This is a genomic window from Rhodanobacter thiooxydans (genome assembly GCF_030291135.1).
GTDB classification, from domain to species: Bacteria; Pseudomonadota; Gammaproteobacteria; order Xanthomonadales; family Rhodanobacteraceae; genus Rhodanobacter; species Rhodanobacter thiooxydans_A.
This window is the reverse complement of the sequence record NZ_CP127409.1, coordinates 940,892-963,194: the sequence shown is the minus strand read 5'-3', so window position 1 is coordinate 963,194 and position 22,303 is coordinate 940,892. Positions and strand designations below refer to the sequence as shown.

The following is a 22,303-nucleotide window of genomic DNA, read 5'->3' as shown; positions in this document are numbered from 1 at the left end:
CGGTTTCCGGGCGCTGCCTCACTCGTGCACGGACGATTCCGGCACGCTCGCCAGCACCGCCAGCGCTTCGCGCAGCTCGGCCTGCAAGGCCAGCCACGAGCGCTCCCATTGACCTTCATGCGGCGTGGCCAGGGCAAAGCGCTGCAGCATTGCGCGGGCCTGCGCAAGCTGTGCGTGCAGCGCCGTGATTTCCGCCAGTGCGCGTTCGTGCGCCTCCTTGCCGACCATCAGGATCCTGCGGTCGCGGCACACGCCGATGCACGGCTGCGGCGCCTCGATCTTGCCGCAGCCGATGCATTGCCAGGCCTGGATCCAGTCAGTCACGTACCGGAGCCCGTTCAGGGTTCGTCGTGCATCTCGTGCGTGGCCGGGGCCGGCTGGTCCCAGCCGGGGTCGTTGAAGTACTGCGGATAGTGCGCGATCGCCGCGCGCATGTCGGCCACCGCCGAAACCTTCTTCGGGTCGGCCTTCAGCATCTGCGCCGCGCTCATCAGCGGCACCAGGATACCGTGCAGGGCAGCATCGGGCTCGGCTGCCAGCTTGCAGTTGGCGAACATGTAGGTCACGGCGTATTCCACCTCGGTGGCGCGATCGACCGCCATCGGCGCACTCATGTGGCCCATCTCATAGTGGCGCAACGCATCCACCGCGGCATGCGCGCGGCGCATGCCATCGCTCAACGGCGCGTCGGGTATCCAGCGCTGTGCCGGTGCCGCTGCGGCGGATGTGGCGGCAGGTGCAGCATGGCTTTTGTGCGAGTGCTGCGGCGATGCCTGCGCCGCCACCGCCAGGCCAAGGCCACATGCCAGCGCAAGAACGGTATTCACGGATTTCATGCGGGATACTCCAGCAGGCGGCATGGGTGCCGCGGATGGAAGGAGGTTAGCGCGCAGGCGCGTGGACGCGACTGACCCACGTCAACATCGCGGCAGACGTCCTGAACGGCATTCATCCAGGCCCGGACACATGCAGCACGGCACCCGTTGCGTCACGGACGCTGACGTCCACCGCGACACCTTGCCGCACGCTTTCGGTCACCACGCAGAAGTTCTCGAACTGCTGCAGCAGGCGCTCGATCTGCGCGTAGCTGGCGGCAGCCTCCGGCAGCTCGATCGCCACCGCGATGTGCGCGACACGAAGCCGCTTCTGTTCGTTGCGCTCCAGTGTTGCCTTCGCCCGGCTCACGATGCGGCCCGGCGTATTCTTGTACTTGCGCAGCGAGAACAGCAGGCTGGCGCTGAGGCAGTTGGCCACCGCCGCGACCAGCATGCGCGACGGGTTGGGGCCGGTGTCGCCACCCAGCGGCGCCGACTCGTCGGTGTGCAGCGCTGGTATCGCCGTGTCGTCGAATTCGATGCGGAAGACGTAATCCGACTCCTGGGTCAGGGTCAGCGTGAATTCCTGGGTGTCGCTCATGTTCAAGCTCCTTCGATGGCGGGTGTTCCAGCGGCCGGATGGCGTTGCAGCCACACGTAGTACAGCAGCGGGATCACCAGCAGGGTCAGCGCGGTCGAGACCAGGATGCCGAAGATCAACGACACCGCCAGGCCCTGGAAGATCGGGTCGTCGATGATGAAGAAGCCGCCGATCATCGCCGCCAGGCCGGTCAGCACGATGGGTTTGGCGCGCACCGCCGCCGCGTCGATCACCGCCTCGCGCAGCGGCTGCCCGGCGGCCAGCGCGTGGTTGATGAAGTCGATCAGCAGGATCGAGTTGCGCACGATGATGCCGGCCAGCGCGATCATGCCGATCATCGAGGTGGCGGTGTACTGCACGCCGAGCAGGGCGTGCCCTGGCATCACGCCGATCACGGTCAGCGGAATCGGCGCCATGATGATCAGCGGCACCACGTAGCTCCTGAACTGGCCGACCACCAGCAGGTAGATCAGCAGCAGGCCGACCGAATAGGCCAGCCCCATGTCGCGGAACGTCTCGAAGGTGATCTGCCACTCACCGTCCCACTTCACCGCGGCGCGGGTGGTGTCGGTGGGCTGCGCGGTGAAATGCTGCTGCAGCAGCTGGCCGTCCAGCCGTTCGTGGCCGAGTTCGCCGACCAGCGAGAACATGCCGTACAGCGGGCTGTCGGTGGCGCCGGCATCGTCGCCGGTGACCGTGGCATAGGGCAGCAGATCCTTGTGGTAAATCGCCTTGTCACGATCTGCCGGCTGCACGCCGACCACCTCGGACAGCGGCACCAGCACACCGCTGCGTGCACGCACGCGCAGCGCCAGCAGTTGCCCCATCGCTGCCTGGTCGCCGGCATTCAGGCGCAGGCGGATCGGCACCGCGTATTTCGCGTGGCCGTCCATCAGGTAGGTGGCGTCGTCGCCGGACAGTGCCGTGCGCAATACCTGCGCGATGGCCGCCTGGTCCAGCCCCAGCCGCGCGGCGCGTGCGCGATCGACCACCAGCACCTCGCGTGGCGCGTCCGCCTCCACGCTGGTGTCGACATCCACGATGTCAGGGTTGGCCCTGAATTTCCGTGCCAGTTCCAGCGCCATGCGGCGCACGCCGGCGTAGTCGGGACCGTAGACCTCGGCCACGATCGGCGCCAGCACCGGCGGCCCGGGCGGCACCTCAACCACTTTCACCGACGCGCCGTAGCGCGCACCGATCTTCGCCAGCGCCGGCCGCACGGCCAGCGCAATGGCATGGCTCTGGCGCGAACGCTCGTGCTTGTCGACCAGGTTCACCTGCAGGTCGCCCACGATCGGGCCACTGCGCAGGTAATACTGGCGCACCAGGCCGTTGAAGGTGATCGGCGCGGCGGTGCCGGCGTAGCCCTGCCAGTTCATCACCTCGGGCACCTTCGCTACCGCCTGCGCCAGCTCGCCGAGCAGGCGGTTGGTGCGCTCCAGCGTGCTGCCCTCGGGCATGTCCACCACGATCTGGAACTCGGACTTGTTGTCGAACGGCAGCATCTTCAGCACCACCGCCTTGACCACCACCAGCCCCACCGCGGCCAGCACCAGCACGCCCATCGCGGCAAACAGCAGGTGGCGCCGGCGCGGCGCGCGGTCGCCGTCGAGGAACGGCAGCATCAGGCGACGAAAGACGCGGTGCAGGCGGCTGCCGTTCGCGGCGTCGCCTTCTGCGGTACCGCGGTCCGCCGGCGCGGTATCGGCGTGCCGGTGGCGGCCAAGCAGTTTCAGCGCCAGCCACGGCGTCACCACCAGCGCGACCGCCAGCGACAGCAGCATGCCGGCCGAGGCGTTGATCGGGATCGGCCGCATGTACGGCCCCATCAGGCCGGACACGAACGCCATCGGCAGCAGCGCGGCGATCACCGTGAAGGTAGCCAGGATGGTCGGCCCGCCGACCTCGCTGACCGCCGCGGGAATCGCCTCGCGCAGCGAGCGTCCGCCCAGCGCCATGTGCCGGTGGATGTTCTCCACCACCACGATCGCGTCGTCGACCAGGATGCCGATCGAGAAGATCAGCGCGAACAGCGAGACGCGGTTGATGGTGAAGCCCATCGCCCACGAGGCGAACAGGGTCAGCGCCAGGGTGATGATCACCGCGCTGCCGACCACGATCGCCTCGCGCCAGCCCATCGTCAGCAACACCAGCAGCACCACTGAGAAGGTGGCGAAGATCAGCTTGTGGATCAGCTTGTCCGCCTTGTCGGTGGCGGTCCGGCCATAGTCGCGGGTCACCGCGACGTGCATCCCGGCAGGGATCGCCACGCCTTCGAGCGCGTGCAGGCGCGTGGCGATCGCATCGGTGATGTCGGCCGCGTTGGTGCCAGGCTTCTTCGCCACGGCAAGGGTCACCGCCGGGGCGTTGCCGCTGGCGGGACCGGCCTTGCCGGCGGGCGCGCCGAACCAGACATAGCGGCTGGGCAGGTCGGCACCCTGACGGACCGTGGCCACGTCGGAGAGGAATACCGGCTGGCCGTTCTTCAGGCCGATCACCAGCTGCGCCACGTCCGCTGCGTCGGCGAGGAAGCGTCCGGCGGTCACCGGCACCTCGCGGTTGTCCGTCACGCGGTCGCCGGCCTGGGTGACCACGTTGGCCGCGCGCAAGGCATTCGCCAGGTCGCCGACCGCCATGCCGTAGGCAGCCAGTTTCGCCGCATCCAGGTCCACCACCACCGCACGCTCGGGCGCGCCGATGGTGTAGACGTCGCGCGTGCCGGGCACGCGCTTCAATTCGGTCTCCAGCGTGTGCGCCACCTCGGCCAGTTGCACCGGCCCCTGCGCCGGGTCATCGCTCCACAGCGTGAGCGCCATCACCGGCACGTCGTCGATGCCCATCGGCCGCACCAATGGCTGGCCCACGCCCAGGTTGGGCGGCACGAAGCCCTGGTTCTGGAACACCTGGTTGTACAGCCGCACGATCGCGGCCTGCCGCGGCACGCCGACCTGGAACTCCACCGTCATCACCGCCATGCCGGGCCGACTCACCGAGTAGACGTGCTTGACGCCCTCCAGCTCGGCCAGCTTCTGCTCCAGCGGAAACGCCACCAGGTTCTCCACGTCGCGCACGTCGGCGCCGGGGAACGGCACCATCACGTTGGCCATGGTCACGTCGATCTGCGGCTCTTCCTCGCGCGGCGTGATCATCACCGCGACCAGGCCCAGCAGCAGCGCCGCGATCGCCAGGATCGGGGTCAGCGGCGAAGTCTGGAAGGCGTGCGCGATGCCGCCGGAGAAGCCCAGCCGTGATTCGCTCATGGCGCCGCTCCTGCACGGTGATCGGCCGTCAGCCAGCGCGCGGCGGCGGCCGGGTCGGTGGCGATCCGCTCGCCGTCATCGAGCCCGGCCAGTACCTCGACCTTGTCCGCGATACGATGGCCGATGCGCAGCTGGCGCAGGGCCACGCCGTGCTCGTCCAGCACGTACACGCCGACCAGCTCGCCACGTTGCACCAGCGCACTGGCCGGCAGCAGCAGGCGCTTCGCCTCGCCGGTGGCGAAGGCGACCTTCACCGTCATGCCCGGGTACAGGCCGCTGTCGCCCGCGGGCAACTGCAGCCGCACGGTGAAGGTGTGCGTGTCCGGGTCGGCATACGGAAACACCTTGACGCTGCTGGCGGCCACTCGCCGCGCGCCGTCGCCGCCGGGCAGCACATCGGCCGCATGGAAACGGCGGATGGCGTCGACCGCGCTCTGCGGCACCTGCACGCTGACCCGCAGCTCGTCCAGCGACTGCAGCGCGATCAACGGCTGCGGCGACGGCGGACCGGCCTGCACCGCCTCGCCCACCTGCACATAGCGCCGGGTGATGATGCCCGCATAGGGCGCGCGCAGCACCGTGTAGTCCAGCGCCTGGCCCACCTGCTCGGACTGGGCCCGGGCCGACGCCAGTGCCGCCTGCGCCGCGTCGCGCTGGGCGCGTTGTTGATCCATCTGCGTGGCGGAGACGAAACCCTTCGCGTAGACCGCCTTGATCCGCTCGTACGTCGCGGCAGCTTCCCGGTAGGTCGCCTCGGCCGCGGCGACCTGCGCCTGCGCCGCGCTGCGCGCCGACTTCTGCTCGACGTCGGTGAAGCGCACCAGCACGTCGCCCCTGGCCACGACGTCGTTGACGTCATGCGGCAGCTCGATCACCCGCGCATTGGTCTGTGCGGTGATGGTGGCCTGGTTCACCGCCTCCACCACGCCATCCCAGACCTGTTCGTCACGCGCCGCCTGCGCGTGCACGACCAGGCCAGCCAACGCCGGCGACGCACCCCGCGTGGCGGCCGGCGGATTCCGGTTGCCGCAACCGGCCAGCGCAACGACAACAAGCGACATGGCGACATGGCGCAGGACAGACTTCATGGCAACGGACTCTCGGCAGTGGATCGGGAAACGACACGAACGGGTTGCCGGCGGACAGACCCGGCAGGCCCGGGCGACCGCCCGGGCAATGACCCTGCGGCATGCATCATTGACGGCCGGGCTGCGTCCCGGGCTTGAGCCGCTCGATGCCGATGGCCTTCATCACGTACTTCTCGTACACCGGCTCGGTGTTGCCCGAGCGGATCTTGCGCATGTAGTACTTCTCGAACGCGACCTTGGCCAGGTGCACCCACTTGCCCTCCTTCGCCCAGGTGACGTTGCGCGGCGGGATTTGCGGAATGGCCACGAACGCCGCGCCGCTGTCGCCCATGTCCGCCAGGCACACCGCGTTCCAGGTCGCCTCGGCGATGGCAGGGGTGCCGTCGATGGCGGCCTTGATGTTGGCGGTCAGCGCGCTGACCATCGATTCGATCATGAAGCCGGTTTTCGGCGCCCCGGTCGGCACTGCCGTCGCTTCCACCGGCGGGATCGCCACGCACACGCCGGCGGAAAAGATGTTCGGAAATGCCGGATTGCGCTGGTGCTTGTCGATCAGCACGAACCCGCGCGGATTGACCAGGCCCTCGACACTCCGTACCGCGGCCACGCCGGTGAACGCGGGGATCACCATCGAGTAGACAAACGGCAGCGCATGGGTCTGCAGCACCTGGCCGCGCGTGTCATGTTCGCTGACGTGCATCAGGCCAGGCTCGACCTGGTCGATGCGTGCGTTGGTGATCCACTTGATATGGCGCTGGCGCAGCTCCTTCTCCAGCAAGCCCTTGGAATCGCCGACGCCGCCCAGGCCCATGTGGCCGATGTACGGCTCCGGCGTCACGAAAGTCATCGGCACGCGGTCGCGCAGCTTGCGCCGGCGCAAGTCGGTGTCCAGGATCATCGCGAACTCATAGGCAGGGCCGAAACAGCTCGCACCCTGGGCGGCGCCGATCACCACCGGGCCGGGCGCTTTCAGGAAATCCTGGTACGCGTGCCAGGCTGTCGTCGCATGTGGCGTGGTGCAGACCGATTGCGTGTAGCCGTCGAGCGGCCCCAGCCCGGGGATCTCGTCGAAGGCCAGCCGCGGACCGGTGGCGATGACCAGATAGTCGTACTTCAGCTCGCGGCCATCCTGCAGCAGCACGCGGTTTTCCGCCGGGTGGACCGCGCTGGCCGGCGAATCGACGAACGCGATATCGTGCCGGCCCAACGCCGACGCGGCGTCGATCTGCACGTCGGCCGGCTGGCGCCAGCCGATGCCGACCCAGGGGTTGGATGGCGTGAACGAGAACTGACGCCCCTCGCCGACCACCGTGACCCGGTGAGCGGCGCCCAGCGCAGCCTTGATTTCGTAGGCGGCGCTCATGCCGCCCAGACCTGCACCGATGATGACGACGTCGCACATGGCAGACTCCTCCTGCTCAGGGGTTGCTGACAGCGTGCGCTGCCAGGAACGAAACGGACTTGAGTTCGATCAAGTCAGCAGTAAATCGCTGATTGCCGGCAAGCCGGGGTCGCACAGACATCATCGGTGAGCTGCGCCGACATCGATTACCTGGCCTCGTCGATGATCCGCGTGACCACCTGCTCCACCTCGTTGGCCGTCGCCACCAGGGCGGGGTCGCTCGAAAGCATGCCCAGCATCGGCACCGGCCGGATCATGCCGATCCAGGTCTTGCCGGCGTCGGTGTAGACCGAGACGCGGCACGGCAACGCCATGTTCAGTCGCATGTCCGCCGCCAGCACGCTGGCCGCCTGGCGCGGATTGCACACTTCGAACACCTTGCACTCGCGCCCGAACGCGACGCCCTTGCTGCGCAGGGTGGCACCCAGATCGTGCACATGCAGCACGCCGAAGCCATGGCGCACGACGGACTCGGCCAGGTCGGCCGCGGCCTGTTCCGGTGTCTTCGATGTTTCAACGATGTAATACACGGTTCACCTCGATCGGACGGGACGGCATTCAGGATGGAAACGCACAGCCGGGCTTGAGACCCAGCTTGCGCAGCAGCATCGCCAGCGGGCAGAAGCCGGTGAACGAGGACTGCAGCAGATTGGCGCCCACGAACACCGACAGCCAGATCCAGCCGGGCGCCACGAAATGCGCCAGCGTGATACCGACCAGCACGACCGTGCCGGCAAAACCCAGAACCATGCGATCGACGTTCATGGCGAACTCCTGAAGTGAGTGGAACCTTGTGTGCAACCGGCCGGCATGGACCGGGCGGTAGACTGAGAATTCATCTAATCTAAATTAGATTTATCTTAATTAGATCTTTGTGGTAAAGTCAACCCCATGAAACAGACAGCCGCACCCTCCCGGAAGAATCCGAAGTTGAACATCCTTGCCGATGCGGATCTTGACCTCATGCAGTCGCGCGCCGAAGAAGCGTCGCAGCTGCTCAAGACCCTGGGCAACGCGCAACGCCTGCGCATGCTGTGCCTGCTGCTGGACGGCGAGATGTCGGTGGGGCAGATCAACGAACAACTGCCCGAACTCAGCCAGTCGGCGCTGTCCCAGCACCTGGCCCGGCTGCGCGACGAAGGCCTGGTCAACACCCGGCGCGAGGCGCAGACGGTGTGGTACACCCTGCCCGCGGGTCCCGCGCACGCCATCATCGCCACGCTGTACGGAATCTACTGCGCAGTCGACGCCGACTCGCGCGGCGCCAAGCGCCGGCGCGCGCAGCCGGCGCCCGCCCGCACGCGCAGCACCGGCTGACAACCACCGCTGCCGGTGCCGTCGACGCGGGCTTCCGCGACCAGGCCGACGTCCGCGCCTTTCCCGGGTAGAACTCCAGCAACGGCAAACTGCGCGAGGCGACGCACGCCTAACAGCATGGGATGCCCGAGCTTGAGGCGATCATGTTCGGTCGGTTGCTGCTGGCCTGGTCCGCGCGTTGCTTCGCCGCGCACCCTGGACGTGACCAATACCGGCACGGCGAGCCGGGCATGCAGGTACTGAAAATCGCGTGATTCGCCTGTGCTAGTCGTGCACGCCCGGCGGGTCGAACCAGTTCCTGTCGTGTGCCAGGAACGCATCGAGGATCTGCGGATCGTGCTTGGTGCCCCGCTCGCTGGCCAGAATGGCCACCGTGGATTCGTGCGACTGGGGTGCGTGGTAGGCGCGACGCTTGCGTATCGCGTCGTAGCTGTCCGTCACAGACAGCACTCGCGACGGCAGCGGAATGGCTCGTCCGCGCAAGCCATCCGGGTAACCGGCGCCATCATAGTGCTCATGATGGTGGCGCACAGCCAGCGCGATCTCGTCACCAAAGGGCAACTCCGGATCCATCCGTATGATGTGCTCACCGTGAAGGCTATGGCCCTTCATGATTTCCCACTCGGCGTCGTTCAGCGCCCCGCGTTTGTGCAGGATCGCATCAGGGACACCGATCTTCCCCACATCGTGAAACCGGGCCGCCACATCCAGAATCAGCAGTTCTTCGTCGGCCAGGCCAATATCCCTCGCGAGCGCCAGGGCCAGCCAACCGACTCGCCCGCAATGGGCCGACGTGTGAATGTCGCGCCGCTCCAGCGCAGCGTCCAGCACTGGCTCCACGCGCGAAAACCACGCTTCCATGTATTCGTCGCTCACGATGGCCTCCGCTGCTGTCGCAGTGCCATGCCGCCGAGTCACCGCCCGGCAGCACGCGTCCACCGAAATCTTATCGCGCCAGCGCTCCGCGGCATACCCGGCCAGCGGCTGGTACCGACGCCGCTGCAAGCTGTAGTCGGTGCAAGCAACGGCTACCAGCACGACGGGCCGGGCATGCGGCCGGAGCGTGCGGCTCCGGTCGGCGTGACCCGATCGACCCGCTCTGACTAACCAGCTTTGATCAACCTGTTCTGATCAACCTGCCCTGATCGTCCTGCCCTGATCACCCGGCCGGGGCCGACAGCAGGCTGTCGAGTACCAGCGCGGTCATCCGCGACAGGCCCTGCTCGCGCTGCATGGCCGGCATGTGTGTGCCGCGTTGCACGTGGTCGCTGACGGTCAGTACCGACAGTGCCTGGAAGCCCTCGCGCATGGCCACGCCGTAGAGGCCGGCCGATTCCATCTCGATGCCGTGGATGCGGTGCTGCTGCAGCCGCGCGGCCAGCTCCGGGTCGCCGCCATGGAAGCAGTCGGTGCTGAACACGCCGCCGACGCGCAGGCCGATCGCCTGTGCCGCAGCGGTGTCTACCACCGCGCGCATCAGGCCGAAATCGGCGCAGGCAGCCAGGTCATGGCCACCGAAGTGCAGGCGGTTGAAGTTCGAATCGGTCGACGCCGCCTGTGCCAGCAGCAAGTCGCCCAGTTCAATATCGCCCACGCCGCCGCAGGTGCCAACCCGCACGATCCGGCGCACGCCGAACACGCGAGTCAGTTCGGTCGCATAGATCGCGCAGGAGGGAATGCCCATGCCGCTGCCCATCACCGACACGCGCATGCCGCGATAGAAGCCGGTGTAGCCGAGCATGTTGCGGCGCGTGTTCACTTCGCGCCCGTCATCGAGAAATTCGTGGGCCATGTGCCGCGCGCGCAGCGGATCGCCAGGCAGCAACACGGTGTCGGCGATCATGTCCGGGGCGGCATCAATATGGGGTGTGCTCATGCGATGGCGGTCATGCAGAGGGAAGAAAGCTGCGGCCGGCCGCCAGCGGCGGCAGACCCAGGTGGACGGCCAGACTCTGGCCGATGTCGGCGAAGCTGTCGCGCCGGCCCAGCGCCTGCGGCGCCAGACCCGGCCCGAACAGCAGCGCCGGCACGCATTCACGAGTGTGGTCGCTGCCCGGCCAGGTCGGGTCGCAGCCGTGGTCCGCGCTGATCGCCAGCAGGTCGCCCGGGCGCAGCGCATGCAGCAGCTCCGGCAACCGCGCATCCAGCGCCTCGAGCGCGGCGGCGTAACCGAACACGTCGCGCCGGTGGCCATACACCATGTCGAAATCGACGAAGTTGGTCGCGATCAGGCTGCTTTCGCCAGCCTGCGCCATGGCAGCCAACGTGGCGTCGAACAGCTCGTCGTGACCGTGCGCCTCAATGCAGCGCGACACGCCGCGGTGGGCAAAGATGTCGCCGATCTTGCCGATCGCGACCACCTCGCCACCTGCGGCCAGCAGCGCGTCGAACAGCGTCGGCGCCGGTGGCGGCAGGGCGTAGTCGCGTCGATGCGGGCTGCGACTGAAACCGGATTCGGCCGTGCCGGTGAACGGCCGCGCGATCACCCGGCCGATGTTGTAGTCGGCGAGCAGCCGGCGCGCCAGCTCGCACAGGCGGTACAGGCGATCGCGGCCGAACGCCTGCTCGTGTGCGGCGACCTGGAACACCGAATCGGCCGAGGTGTAGACGATCGGACGACAACTGCGCAGATGCTCCGCGCCGAGCCGCTGGATGATCTCGGTGCCGGAGGCATGGCAATCGCCGAGCACGCCGGGCAGTCCGCCCTGCGTCATCAGCGCCTGCAGCAAGGCGGGCGGAAACGACTGCTCGGCCTGCGCGAACACGCCGAACGGTTCGCTCAGCACCACGCCGGCGGTTTCCCAGTGGCCGGACGGCGTGTCCTTGCCGCAGGCGCGCTCCACCGCGTAACCCCACAGGCCCGCGGGCGCGGGTAATTTCCCGAAGCCCGGCGCCGGCTGCCCATGCGCCGCGGCATGTGCTTGCGGCAGGCCCAGCGTAGTGAAATTTGGCAGGCGCAACGGGCCGCGTGGTGCGGCGGCGCAGGCGGCGGCGATATGGCCGAAGGTATCGGCACCCGCATCGCCGTAATCTGCGGCATCCGGCGCCGCGCCCACGCCCAGCGAATCGAGTACCAGCCAGATCGCGCGGTTCATGCCATCTGCTCCATCGGCGCGTGCCATTGCCACAGCGGTGCGCAAGGCTGGGCTTCCGGCGCGATACGGAAGGCCTGACGCACGCTCGCCTCGGCCTTGTCCGCCGCAGGCGCCGTGCGCGCGTGGATGATCGCCAGCGGCTGGCCAGCATCGACGAGGTCGCCCCGCCCAACCACCTCGGCCAGGCCCACGGCATGATCGATGGCCTGGCCCGGATGCGTGCGTCCACCGCCCAGATCCACCACCACCTGCCCCAGCGCCCGCACGTCGACCGCGGCGACATGGCCCGATGCAGATGCCGGTACCACGCGCTGGACCAGTGCGCTCTCCAGATGCGCATCCGGCCGCTCCAGCAGATCGGCCGGACCGCCCAGCGCGGACACCATCCGCGCAAAGCGCTCCGCGGCAGCGCCCGAGGACAGTGCGGCGCGCACGCGCCGCCCGGCACCGGCACGGTCACGGCTCAGGCCGCCCATGCACAACAGCTCGGCAGCCAGTTCGAGGGTCAGTGCACGCAACCGCGGGTTGTCGCCACGATCGCGCAGCAGGTCCAGCACGGCGCGCAGCTCCAGCGCATTGCCTGCCTCGCGGCCAAGCAGCTGGTCCATGTCGCTGAACACCACGCGCACGTCCAGGCTGGTACCCCGCGCCGTCGCCAGCATGCGTTCGGCCAGATCGCGCGCTGCCGCCACACCCGGCAACTGCGCGCCATTGCCGATCTTGATGTCGAGCACCAGCGCCTGCGCGCCGCCGGCCAGTTTCTTGGACAGGATCGAGGCCACCATCAACTCGGCCACGTCCACCGTCGCGGTGACGTCGCGCACCGCATATAACCGGCGGTCGGCCGGCACCAGCTCGTCGCCCTGACCGACGATGGCGCAGCCCACGCCTTCGACGACCTGGCGCAAGCGCGCCATGCCCGGATGAACGTCGTAGCCGGCCACGCTTTCCAGCTTGTCCAGGGTGCCGCCGGTATGCCCCAGGCCACGGCCGGAAATCATCGGCACATAACCGCCGCACGCCGCCAGCAACGGCGCCAGCAGCAGGCTCACACCATCGCCGACGCCGCCGGTGGAATGCTTGTCCAGCGTCGGTCCGGGCAGATCATCCCAGCGCAGACACTGGCCGGAATCGCGCAGCGCCAGGGTGAACTGGCGACACTCCAGCGTGCTCATGCCGCGCCACGCCACCGCCATCGCGAACGCCGCGACCTGGCCCTCGCTCCAGGAACCGTCGCCGATGCCCTGCGCCACCGCACGCAGCGCGCTGGCATCGAGTTCACCGCCGTCGCGCTTGCAGCGGATCAGGCCGGCGGCACGCTGCGAGTTCACCACGCTGCCGCAACCAGTTCGCCGAACAGCGCGCTGGCGCCGATGCGGAAATGCGCCGGGTCGGCCCAGCCCGCGCCGAGCCGCGCCTCGGCCAGTTCCAGATAGGCGGCCGCATCGGCCAGCGTGCGGATGCCGCCGGCCGCCTTGAAGCCGCAGCGCCCGCCTGCTTCGGCGATCGCGTCGAGCATCACCGCCGCGGCCGCAAGGGTCGCGTTGACCGACACCTTGCCGGTGGAGGTCTTGAGGAAATCCACGCCGGCCTCGAGCCCGATCGCGCACGCCTGGCGGATGCGTTCGGCACTGCCCAGCTCGCCGCTCTCGACGATCAGCTTGAGCACGATGCCGTCGCTGCACACCGCGCGGCAGGCGCGCACCACCGCGCCGGCGACGGCCACGTCGCCGGCCAGCAGCGCGCGGTACGGCAGCACCAGGTCGATCTCGTCGGCACCGGCCGCCAGCGCCCGCTGCGTTTCGCGCTCGACCCGCGCCGGGTCGCCGCCGCCATCGGGGAAATTCACCACCGTCGCCAGCCTGATCGCGCTGCCCTGCAGTTGGCGCCGTGCGCCGGCCACGTGCTCCGGGTAGACGCACAGCGCCGCGGGCGGCACCGGCGCGGCCAGCGCGGCTGCGCACAGCGCGTCGATCTGCGCCGGCGTGTCGTTCTCGCCCAGGCTGGTCAGGTCAAGCAGGGACAGCAGACGCGTCGCCAGAGCGCGCGGGCTGCGGATGTCGTCGGGCACGGGGCTACTCCACGGATCGTCGGCGATGCAGCCTAGGCCACGCAGACGGGAGCTTCCTTGACCTGCGGCAAGTCGATCAGAACGCGTAGAGCAGCACGGCGAAGAAGTGGCAGGTGGTGCCGGCCAGCACGAACAGGTGCCAGATGAAATGGCTGTAGCGCAGCTTCTCGTCCAGCACGAAGAACACCACGCCCAGGCTGTAGGCCAACCCGCCGGCGGCCAGCCACGCCAGCCCGCCGGCTTCCATGCGCACCCACAGCGGGTGGATCGCGATCACGCCCACCCAGCCCATGGCCAGGTACAGCGCGGTGGAAACGTGCGGGAAGCGCATCCCGCCCAGCGCCTTGAACAGCATGCCGGCCAGGGCCAGGCCCCAGACCAGGCCAAACAGCCCCCAGCCCCAGCCGCCACGCAACACGCCCAGCGTGATCGGCGTATAGGTCCCGGCGATCAGCAGGTAGATCGCCGCGTGGTCGAGCGCGCGCAGGACCGCCTTGACCTTCGGATGCGCCATCGCGTGGTACAGCGTCGAGGCCAGGTACAGCAGCACCGCGCTGCCGCCGAAACTGAGCGCGCCGGCCATCGCGTAGCCGCTGTCGAGGTGGTCGGCCCGCACCACCAGCACCGGCAAGCCGGCGATAGCCAGCAGCAGGCCCAGCCCGTGGCTGAGGCTGTTGGCCAGCTCCTCGCGCCAGCTCTGCGGCCGGGCGATCGTGGCGGTGCGGGTCGGTGACATGCCGGTGGCTTCTCTGTGTCGGCCGGAGCGCGCTGTCACACCCTGGCGAATACCAGGGTGCCGTTGGTGCCGCCGAAGCCGAAGCTGTTCGACATCACCGTGGTCAGTTTCGCCGGGCGGCTTTCGCGCAGGATCGGGAAACCCTCGGCGCGCGGGTCGAGTTCGTCAATGTGCGCCGAACCGGCCATGAAACCCTCGTTGAGCATCAGCAGGCTGTAGATCGCCTCGTGCACGCTGGCAGCGCCGAGCGAATGGCCGGTCAATGCCTTGGTCGAGGACAGCGGCGGCACCGCATTGCCGAACACCTCGCGCACCGCATTGAGTTCGACGATGTCGCCCAGCGGCGTGGCGGTGCCATGGGTATTGAGGTAGTCGACCGGCGCGTCCACGCCGGCCAGCGCCATCTGCATGCAGCGCACCGCGCCTTCGCCCGACGGCGCCACCATCTCGGCGCCGTCGGAAGTGACGCCGTAGCCGACCAGCTCGGCGTGGATGTGCGCGCCGCGCGCCTTCGCGTGCTCGTACTCCTCCAGCACCAGCATGCCGCCACCGCCGGCGATGACGAAGCCATCGCGACCGGTGTCATAGGGACGCGAGGCGGTAGCCGGCGTGTCGTTGTGGTGGCTGGAGAGCGCACCCATCGCGTCGAACTGTGCGGTCATGCCCCAGTGTTCTTCCTCGCCGCCGCCGGCAAACATCACGTCCTGCGCGCCGTGGCGGATCAGGTCGGCGGCGGCACCGATGCAGTGCGCCGAGGTGGCGCAGGCCGCGGAGATCGAATAGCTCAGCCCCAGGATGCCGAAGGCCGTGGCCAGCGAAGCGGACACAGTCGAGCACATCGTGCGCGGCACCATGTACGGGCCGATCTTGCGCACGCCCTTCTCGCGCAGGATGTCGCCGGTCTCGATCTGCCACTGTGCGGAGCCACCGCCGGAACCGGCGATCACGCCGCTGCGCGGATGGCGGATGTGCTCGATGGCCAGCCCTGCATCGGCGATCGCCGAACGCATCGCCACGTAGGCGTAGGCGGCGGCATCGCCCATGAAACGCTTCAGCTTGCGGTCGATCGCGGCGTCCAGGTCGATCTGCGGCACGCCCGCCACGTGGCTGCGCAGGCCGCGCTCGATGTATTCCGGGATCGCCCGGATGCCGCTCTGGCCGTCGCGCAGCGCGCGCGCCACCGTGGCCGGAAGATTGCCCAGGCACGACACGATGCCCATGCCCGTCACTACGACACGCCGCATCTCAAAAACCCTCGGTGGTCTGGAACAGGCCGACGCGCATGTCGCTGGCCTCGTAGATCAGGCGATCGTCGACGAAGGTCTTGCCGTCGGCGATCACCAGCCGCAGCTTGCCGCGCATCACGCGGCGGATGTCGATCTCGTAGCGCACCAGCTTCGCCGTCGGCATCACCTGGCCGGAGAACTTCACGTTGCCCACGCCCAGCGCGCGGCCGCGACCGGGTTCGCCCAGCCACGGCAGGAAGAAGCCGCTGAGCTGCCACATCGCATCCAGGCCGAGGCAGCCGGGCATCACCGGATCGCCGATGAAGTGGCAGTCGAAAAACCACAGCTTCGGATGGATGTCCATTTCGGCATGGATCAGACCCTTGCCGTAGGCACCACCTTCCTCGGAAATCTGCGTGATGCGATCGAACATCAGCATCGGCGGCGAAGGCAGACGGGCATTGTCGTCGCCGAACAGCTCGCCGCGACCGCAGGCACGCAGCTGTTCGTAGTCGAAGGAGGAAGGACGTGTCATGAAATACTCGCGGGGTGAGGAACGCCCAGTGTGCCAGCTGCGCGCCGTCCTGTCTTGACGCCGATCAACCATGCCAGCCCGTACGCGCGCGCATTGAAACCGGTCGCCATCGCGCATGCCGATCGCTTCAGCGCGGACAGCCGCGATCCTCCCGCCAATGCGCGCCCAGCGCATGCCGGCGCAGGCGCATCGCGCGCAGCAGCGCCTTGGCCAGCCGCGCCTGCCAGCCGAGTTCGGCCAGCACCGCGCAGGCCCGCCATGCATCGCGCAGGGCACCGGCCTCGCGCACCGGGCCGGCCGAGCGCCACAGCAGTTCGCGCAGCGCGGCGAGCTGGGCTGACGGCAGGCTTTCGCCGCGCTCGATCACGCGGAGCGGGCCGTTGCCGGACGCCGGCGTTGCCACATCTGCCAGCAACCGACCCAGCCGACGGCCGCACAGCACGCCCTCCAGCAGCGAATTGCTGGCCAGCCGATTGGCGCCGTGCACGCCATTGCAGGCCACCTCGCCCACCGCGTACAGGCCCGGCACGCTGGTGCGCCCGTCCGCATCGGTGGCCAGCCCGCCCATGTGGAAATGCGCCGCCGGCGTCACCGGCAGCGCCTGCCGGCGCGGATCGAAGCCGTGCGCCAGGCATGCAGCCAGCACGGTGGGAAAACGCTTTTCCCAAGCGCCGTCCACTGCGGTCGCGTCGAGCCAGACCCGCCCACCCGCTGCCTGCTCTGCAGCCACGCGCCGCGACACCACGTCGCGCGGCGCCAGGTCGCCCAGCGGATGCAGCCCCGCCATCAGCGCGTTGCCGTCGGCATCGTGCAGGCGGGCACCGGCACCGCGCAGCGCCTCGGTGATCAGCGGCAGGCAATGGCCCGGCACGTCGAGCGCGGTGGGATGGAACTGCACGAACTCCAGGTCGCGCGGTGCGGCCCCCGCCGCCAACCCCAGCGCGAGACCGGCGCCATCGGCGCCCGGCGGGTTGCTGGTGCGCGCGTACGAGGCGCCGATGCCGCCGGTGGCCAGCACCACGGCCGCCGCCTCGACCTGCTCATGGCGGCCGCGCTCGTCGCGGGTGCGCACGCCCACCACGCGCCCTTCGCGCAGCAGCAGGCCATCGACATCGACACCGCCGCGCCACTGCACGTGCATGGCCGCCTGCGCCCTGGCGCGCAGCGCCTGCACCAGCGCGGCGCCGCTGGCATCGCCGCCGGCGTGCACGATGCGCGCCGCACCGTGGCCGCCTTCGCGACCAAGCTGCAGATGACCCTGCGCATCGCTGTCGAAAGCCACCCCCTGTGCCTGCAGCCAGACGATCGCCGCGGGCGCCTCGGCTGCCAGCCACTGCACCATCGCCGCGTCGTTGTGCTGCGCTCCGGCGGCCAGCGTGTCGGCGGCATGCGCGGCGGCGCTGTCGCGCGGATCGAGCGCCGCGGCGATGCCGCCTTGGGCCAGCGCACTGGCGCTGCCGCAGCCATCGTGGGCGCGGCACAACAGCCGCACCGGTGCCGGTGCCATGGCCAGCGCCGTCGCCAGCCCGGCCACGCCGCCGCCCACCACCACGACTGGCAGGTGCGCATGCCTCACACGCTTTCGCGCCGACCGATAGTCAGCATGCGCTCCAGCGCAGCGCGCGCACGCACACTGACGTCGGCGGGAATCTCGATCGCGTGGCGCATGTCGCACAGGCAGGCGTAGATGTTCTGCAAGGTGATCCGCTGCATATGCGGACACAGGTTGCACGGCTTGATGAACTCGGTCTGCGGAAACTGCGACTTGAGGTTGTCGGCCATCGAGCACTCGGTGATCATCGCCACCCGCGCCGGCTTCTCGCGCGCCAGCCACTTGCCCATGGCGGTGGTGGAGCCGACGAAGTCGGCCTCGGCCAGCACCTCGGGCGAACATTCCGGATGCGCCACCACCCTGGTGCCGAACTGCTCGCGCACGTGCCGCACTTCCTGCGCGGTGAAGCGCTCATGCACTTCGCAGCGGCCGTGCCACAGGACGATTTCCACCTGCGTCTGCTTGGCGATGTAGCGACCGAGGAACTCGTCGGGCAGGAAGATCACCTTCGGCGCGCCCATCGCCTCCACCACCTGCACCGCGTTCGCCGAGGTGCAGATCGCGTCAGACTCCGCCTTCACCGCGGCCGAGGTGTTGGCGTAGCTCACCACTGGCGCGCCGGGATGCTGCGCGCGCAACGCACGCACGTCGGCGGCGGTGATCGAGGAAGCCAGCGAGCAACCGGCTTCCAGGTCGGGCAGCAGCACGGTCTTTTCCGGCGCCAGGATCTTCGCGGTCTCGGCCATGAAGTGCACGCCGCACAGCACGATCAGCTCGGCGTCGCATTCGGCCGCAGCTTGTGCCAGGCCGAGCGAATCGCCGGTGATGTCGGCCACGCCGTGGAAGATCTCCGGCGACTGGTAGCTGTGCGCCATGATCACCGCGCCGCGCTGCTTCTTCAGCTTGTTGATCGCGTCGATCCACGGCAGGTGCAGCGGGATCTCCAGGCACGGCACCAGCGGTTCGAGCCGCTCGGCCAGCGCGGCGTATTCGTGTTCCAGTTCGTCGCGCCAGACCGGCACGGGCAGGTTTGCGGAGGCGGTCATGCTGATCGCTTTTCGATGGAGGGAAACGGACGGGCTCAGGCGGTGGCACGGCAGACGGATGCGGCGTGCCGGCCCGGAGGCTCCGCCGCTCGCGGCAAACGGCGCGGCAATGGCCGTGGAAGGATCGCGCTGAAAATCGGGCCGGGCATGGTGGGCGGCATCATGGCCGGCCCGACCGCTCGCGCGCCTTGACCCACGTCAACCATCCTGCCCGGTGGCGGCGAGCGCCTGCGCCGCCGGCAGCACGTCGGCGGCGTACAGCCGCTGCGCCTCGACCGGATCGAAATCCGCGTGCTGGCGTTTCTTCACGCCATGCTCGGAGAGCACCACATGGGTATCGGCCACCACGCCCGCGTTGGCGAGGCAGGCCGCGACGCACTTCAGCACGCAGCCGTCCAGCGCCAGGATGCGCCGCCCGCTCCGCGCGGTGCGTACCAGCCCGGTGACGCCACCGCCGACGCCGGCGATGCAGGACATCTCGGCGACGCCGGCGCGATCGAGTTGCAGTGCCAGGTGATTGGCCATCTGCGCCGCGCTGGAGCAACCGGAACAGGAATAGACGAGCGGCAACTTGGCACTCACGAGCGAGGCTCCACGGTCGACAGGAATTGATTCGCGCGCCGGCGCACGCCGCGCAGCGTCCACCACGCGACGCCCCACGCCAGCACCAGCGCCAGCCCGGCGACACGCGCCAGCCACGCCGATGGCCACAGCGCGGCAGCCGGCAACAGCAGCAGCGGCAGTTGCGCCAGCAGCGCGCGGGTCTTCTCGGGCACCGGCAGCAGCCGCTGCACGCCGGGCAGCTGCACGCCACGGCCGATACGTCGGTGCAGCTCGATCCAGCCGATGAAGGGCACGATCTCCAGCATCATGCCGGTGACCAGCAACGGCAGCGCGACGCCCAGCCCCAGCGCACCGGCCAGCATGCCGCCGCGCACGTCCGCGAGCAGCGCCAGCGCGGCCAGCACCAGCAGCATCAGGCCGGCACGCCAGCTCCACAGCAACGGCCCGCGGCGCAGTCGCGGCGCACGCCATTGCAGCCACAACCCGGCAACGGCGAACGCCAGTGTGAGCACGGCCACCGCGCCGACCAGCCAGGCGCCACTGCCATCGGCCAGCCGCCAGATCGCCGCACCGAGCAGCATCAGCAGCGCGCTGCCCAGCCACGCCGCCTGCACCGGCTCGCGCAGCGTGCCGGTGCCCTGGAACATCGGCATCACCACTCGTGCCACGCTGGCCATCAGCACCACCACCCAACCCAGCACGCCCCAACTCGCATGCACGTCGGCGAGCGCTGCCAGCGGCAGGGCCAGATAGCCGGCAAGGCCCAGCGCCAGCAGGCCGCCGAGCAGTGCGGTAAGCACGGCGAATCCGATCGCCACGCCGAAGCCCGCGCGCAACAGGCGCTGCCCAGCCGCGGTCAGCAAGCCGGGCACGGTCATCGCCGCCAGCAACACGAAGGCCAGCGGCAGCAGCAGCGCCGCAGCGATCAGGGCGATGCGCCAGCGCTGGTGCAAACCCGCCACCAGCAGCAACACACCGAGGTTGAACAGGCCATGCAGCCACGGCCCCAGCGCCGCGCTGCCGCGCACCCGCACGCCGGCGGCGGCTGGCAGGAACTGCAACACGCTGCCGAGCATCGCGTTGCCCAGCACGCCCAGCGTGAACACATGTACGAGGGCCAGCGTGGCAGGGTTCCAGCGCATGCGCAGCGCCGCGTCGCCGTCGACGATCAGCAACGCGCCGGCCAGCACGCCCCAGCACGGCGCGCCGAGCAGGAAGCGCCGCGGCAGCGAGGGTGCCGGTGCCTGCTCAAGCCGCAGCTGCGTCATCGCCGTCCGGGCAGCGGATCAGCACGCGCGCACCGCCGGTCGGCAAGGCAAACGCTGTCGCCTGCAGGCCGCGCGATGCCAGCGCGTCGAGCAGCGGCGTGGGCATCAGCGGGGTGAGCACCTGCACCGCCTGTCCCGGCAGCAAGGCGTCGGCCGCTGCCAGCGCACGCAGCATCGGCTCCGGCGACGGCAACCAGCGCAGGTCGAGTTCGGGGAATACCGCGTCGTCGACGCGGTGTCGGGGTGAGGGCTTCGCTTGCATGGCGCCATCTCAACGCAGCGGCGGCACGAGCGCGCTGACCTGGATCAACGCGCCCGCCGGCGTTACCGCTTCGTTCAACGCGCGCCGGCCAGCGCCCGCTGGCCACGCCACTCCAGTTGCAGCCACAGCTTCGCGCTGTCGCGGCCGAAGCCATCGGCACGATAGTTCGCCACCTTCAGCAGACCGCTGAGACCCTGCGCCAGCGCAAACGCCAGCGAGGCATCCCACTCGCTGCCGTAGCGACCGCCGCGATCGGCGCGGTAGTCGTGGTAGGCCACCGCCCAGCCCAGCTTGCTGGCTACACCATGGCGACCGAAGTTGCCGTTGACGCCGGCGTAGCGATCCTCCAGGCCGCCGGCCGGAGTCACGCCGAACTGGTCGTCCCAGCCGTTGAACGCGTGCAGCGTGGCCAGCGGTGTCTGCAGCGCATGCCGACCGTTGCCGCCCAAGTGTTCCCAGCCCAGCTTCGCGGTGATCCCGGACTGCGTCCAGCTCGGTTCCAGCAGCCAGTAGCCGTGCGCGAAATGCTGCGGGTTGTTGGCGTAGTCATATTGCCGCGCTCCTTCCAGCGTCCAGCCGAGGCCATTGCCCTGGCGCAACGCCTTGCCGCTCCAGCGCACGCCGTAGGTGGCGCTGGAAGCGCTGGCCACATCGCGGTCCTCGTGCAGGTAGGCATAACCCGTCCACTGCTGCGCGTCCTGAGTCCACCCCAGATTGAGCAAATGGGTGTTCAACTTGCGCTCGCGCGCGAGCGGGTTCAGCGCATCGCGGCCGGCCACCCGGTGCACGCGATCGAGCCAGTCGTAGCGCACTGTCAACGCGGCCAGCGGCTGCCAGCGCAGTTCGACCGCATCGAAGGTCTGTTCGTGCTGGCGCCAGCCCACGCTGCCGACCCAGCGCTGGTTATCCAGCAGCAGCCGCTGGCGACCGGCGCTGGCACCGAACCGGTCGCCCTGCCAGCGCAGCCAGTACTGGTTGAACTCGCCGCCGCGCGGGTCGGTCACCGCCGGGTACAAGGTGCGGCCATTGGCGCCGCTGTTGTAACGGTCGCCGGCACTGGCCACACCGGCGCCTTCGACCAGGCCGCTCCAGCCATGCCCGAACTCGCCATGCAGACCGAGGCGCAGGCGCAAGGTGTCGGCCCGGGCGTCGCGCGCGAACGCGTCGTCGTCGACCTGTTCGTGGCGTAGGCGGGCATCCCACTCCAGTTGCCACGATGGTGCGGATGCCGCCGGGCCGCCGGCGTCGGCGGTTGTGCCGGCCGCCCAGGCCGGGGCGGCCAGGATCGCGAGCAAGCAGGCGGCCGAAAGATGATTGCGTGCATGTTTCATGGTGTGGCTCCCTTGAGGTCCGCGGCAGTCTCGGGATGTGCACGCGCGACCAAGTTGATTTCGGTCAATCGCCACTGGTGTCGGCTGCGGCTGTGACAACGCGCCGCGGCCGCGCGGTGCGACCAGACGACAAC

The 22,303-nt window shown here is 69.2% G+C and carries 23 protein-coding genes; 1 reads left to right on the top strand and 22 read right to left on the bottom strand.

The genetic code is table 11. The features are described 5' to 3' along the window. Window positions 1–18: 18 nt before the first annotated feature. The 8 genes from QQA13_RS04190 to QQA13_RS04155 all read right to left on the bottom strand — a co-directional run bounded on the left by QQA13_RS04190 (window position 19) and on the right by QQA13_RS04155 (window position 7,931). Window positions 19–324, bottom strand: a complete 306-nt coding sequence (locus QQA13_RS04190; RefSeq protein ID WP_108471042.1) for a hypothetical protein — start codon at window positions 322–324, stop codon at window positions 19–21. Between the two features lie 14 nt (window positions 325–338). Continuing rightward, complete coding sequence (locus tag QQA13_RS04185; RefSeq protein WP_108471041.1) at window positions 339–836, bottom strand: DnrO protein; 498 nt, start codon at window positions 834–836, stop codon at window positions 339–341. A 112-nt stretch (window positions 837–948) separates the two neighbouring features. Then, the gene (locus QQA13_RS04180; protein ID WP_108471040.1) at window positions 949–1,416 is read right to left on the bottom strand and encodes an OsmC family protein; all 468 of its coding nucleotides are present in this window, start codon (window positions 1,414–1,416) and stop codon (window positions 949–951) included. Window positions 1,417–1,418: 2 nt separating this feature from the next. After that, window positions 1,419–4,676 carry an efflux RND transporter permease subunit gene (locus tag QQA13_RS04175; RefSeq protein ID WP_108471039.1) on the bottom strand — a complete coding sequence of 1,086 codons (3,258 nt, stop codon included), beginning with the start codon at window positions 4,674–4,676 and terminating at the stop codon, window positions 1,419–1,421. Beyond that, entirely contained in the window at window positions 4,673–5,764 is a 1,092-nt protein-coding gene (locus tag QQA13_RS04170; RefSeq protein ID WP_108471038.1) for an efflux RND transporter periplasmic adaptor subunit, read from the bottom strand. The genes QQA13_RS04175 and QQA13_RS04170 overlap by 4 nt, the downstream gene beginning before the upstream one ends. Window positions 5,765–5,870: 106 nt before the next feature. Further along, a complete protein-coding gene (locus tag QQA13_RS04165; protein WP_108471037.1) occupies window positions 5,871–7,166 on the bottom strand; it encodes an NAD(P)/FAD-dependent oxidoreductase in 1,296 nt (431 codons plus the stop codon). Between the two features lie 146 nt (window positions 7,167–7,312). Continuing rightward, window positions 7,313–7,696 (bottom strand): DUF302 domain-containing protein, encoded by a 384-nt coding sequence (locus QQA13_RS04160; RefSeq protein ID WP_108471036.1) that lies wholly within the window; start codon window positions 7,694–7,696, stop codon window positions 7,313–7,315. Window positions 7,697–7,724: 28 nt separating this feature from the next. Next, a complete protein-coding gene (locus tag QQA13_RS04155; protein WP_108471035.1) occupies window positions 7,725–7,931 on the bottom strand; it encodes a YgaP family membrane protein in 207 nt (68 codons plus the stop codon). A 198-nt stretch (window positions 7,932–8,129) separates the two neighbouring features. Between QQA13_RS04155 and QQA13_RS04150 the strand changes: the two genes are divergently transcribed. Beyond that, window positions 8,130–8,483 carry an ArsR/SmtB family transcription factor gene (locus QQA13_RS04150; RefSeq protein ID WP_108471177.1) on the top strand — a complete coding sequence of 118 codons (354 nt, stop codon included), beginning with the start codon at window positions 8,130–8,132 and terminating at the stop codon, window positions 8,481–8,483. Between the two features lie 264 nt (window positions 8,484–8,747). Here QQA13_RS04150 and QQA13_RS04145 read toward each other — a convergent pair whose 3' ends face one another. The 14 genes from QQA13_RS04145 to QQA13_RS04080 all read right to left on the bottom strand — a co-directional run bounded on the left by QQA13_RS04145 (window position 8,748) and on the right by QQA13_RS04080 (window position 22,169). Further along, on the bottom strand, window positions 8,748–9,359 hold the full coding sequence (locus QQA13_RS04145) for an HD-GYP domain-containing protein (protein WP_199909810.1): 612 nt from the start codon (window positions 9,357–9,359) through the stop codon (window positions 8,748–8,750). Window positions 9,360–9,642: 283 nt separating this feature from the next. Then, on the bottom strand, window positions 9,643–10,359 hold the full coding sequence (deoD, locus tag QQA13_RS04140; protein WP_108471034.1) for a purine-nucleoside phosphorylase: 717 nt from the start codon (window positions 10,357–10,359) through the stop codon (window positions 9,643–9,645). A 10-nt stretch (window positions 10,360–10,369) separates the two neighbouring features. Continuing rightward, window positions 10,370–11,578 carry a phosphopentomutase gene (locus QQA13_RS04135; protein WP_108471033.1) on the bottom strand — a complete coding sequence of 403 codons (1,209 nt, stop codon included), beginning with the start codon at window positions 11,576–11,578 and terminating at the stop codon, window positions 10,370–10,372. Further along, window positions 11,575–12,909 carry a thymidine phosphorylase gene (locus tag QQA13_RS04130; protein ID WP_108471175.1) on the bottom strand — a complete coding sequence of 445 codons (1,335 nt, stop codon included), beginning with the start codon at window positions 12,907–12,909 and terminating at the stop codon, window positions 11,575–11,577. The genes QQA13_RS04135 and QQA13_RS04130 overlap by 4 nt, the downstream gene beginning before the upstream one ends. Next, a complete protein-coding gene (gene deoC, locus QQA13_RS04125; RefSeq protein WP_108471032.1) occupies window positions 12,906–13,649 on the bottom strand; it encodes a deoxyribose-phosphate aldolase in 744 nt (247 codons plus the stop codon). Before deoC ends, QQA13_RS04130 begins: the two co-directional genes overlap by 4 nt. Window positions 13,650–13,725: 76 nt before the next feature. Next, entirely contained in the window at window positions 13,726–14,385 is a 660-nt protein-coding gene (gene trhA, locus QQA13_RS04120; protein WP_108471031.1) for a PAQR family membrane homeostasis protein TrhA, read from the bottom strand. A 35-nt stretch (window positions 14,386–14,420) separates the two neighbouring features. Next, complete coding sequence (fabB, locus tag QQA13_RS04115) at window positions 14,421–15,629, bottom strand: beta-ketoacyl-ACP synthase I (RefSeq protein WP_108471030.1); 1,209 nt, start codon at window positions 15,627–15,629, stop codon at window positions 14,421–14,423. Between the two features lies 1 nt (window position 15,630). Further along, window positions 15,631–16,146 (bottom strand): 3-hydroxyacyl-[acyl-carrier-protein] dehydratase FabA, encoded by a 516-nt coding sequence (gene fabA / locus QQA13_RS04110; RefSeq protein ID WP_008439404.1) that lies wholly within the window; start codon window positions 16,144–16,146, stop codon window positions 15,631–15,633. Between the two features lie 127 nt (window positions 16,147–16,273). Then, window positions 16,274–17,722, bottom strand: coding sequence for an L-aspartate oxidase (locus QQA13_RS04105; protein ID WP_108471029.1), 1,449 nt, complete (start codon window positions 17,720–17,722; stop codon window positions 16,274–16,276). Next, window positions 17,719–18,744, bottom strand: coding sequence for a quinolinate synthase NadA (nadA, locus tag QQA13_RS04100; RefSeq protein WP_108471028.1), 1,026 nt, complete (start codon window positions 18,742–18,744; stop codon window positions 17,719–17,721). The genes QQA13_RS04105 and nadA overlap by 4 nt, the downstream gene beginning before the upstream one ends. A gap of 198 nt (window positions 18,745–18,942) precedes the next feature. Then, entirely contained in the window at window positions 18,943–19,326 is a 384-nt protein-coding gene (locus QQA13_RS04095) for a putative zinc-binding protein (RefSeq protein ID WP_108471027.1), read from the bottom strand. Continuing rightward, a complete protein-coding gene (locus tag QQA13_RS04090) occupies window positions 19,323–20,576 on the bottom strand; it encodes a hypothetical protein (protein WP_108471026.1) in 1,254 nt (417 codons plus the stop codon). The genes QQA13_RS04095 and QQA13_RS04090 overlap by 4 nt, the downstream gene beginning before the upstream one ends. Beyond that, entirely contained in the window at window positions 20,557–20,838 is a 282-nt protein-coding gene (locus tag QQA13_RS04085) for a DUF2249 domain-containing protein (protein WP_108471025.1), read from the bottom strand. The genes QQA13_RS04090 and QQA13_RS04085 overlap by 20 nt, the downstream gene beginning before the upstream one ends. Before the next feature lie 74 nt (window positions 20,839–20,912). Continuing rightward, a complete protein-coding gene (locus tag QQA13_RS04080; RefSeq protein WP_108471024.1) occupies window positions 20,913–22,169 on the bottom strand; it encodes an alginate export family protein in 1,257 nt (418 codons plus the stop codon). Between the last annotated feature and the right edge of the window lie 134 nt (window positions 22,170–22,303).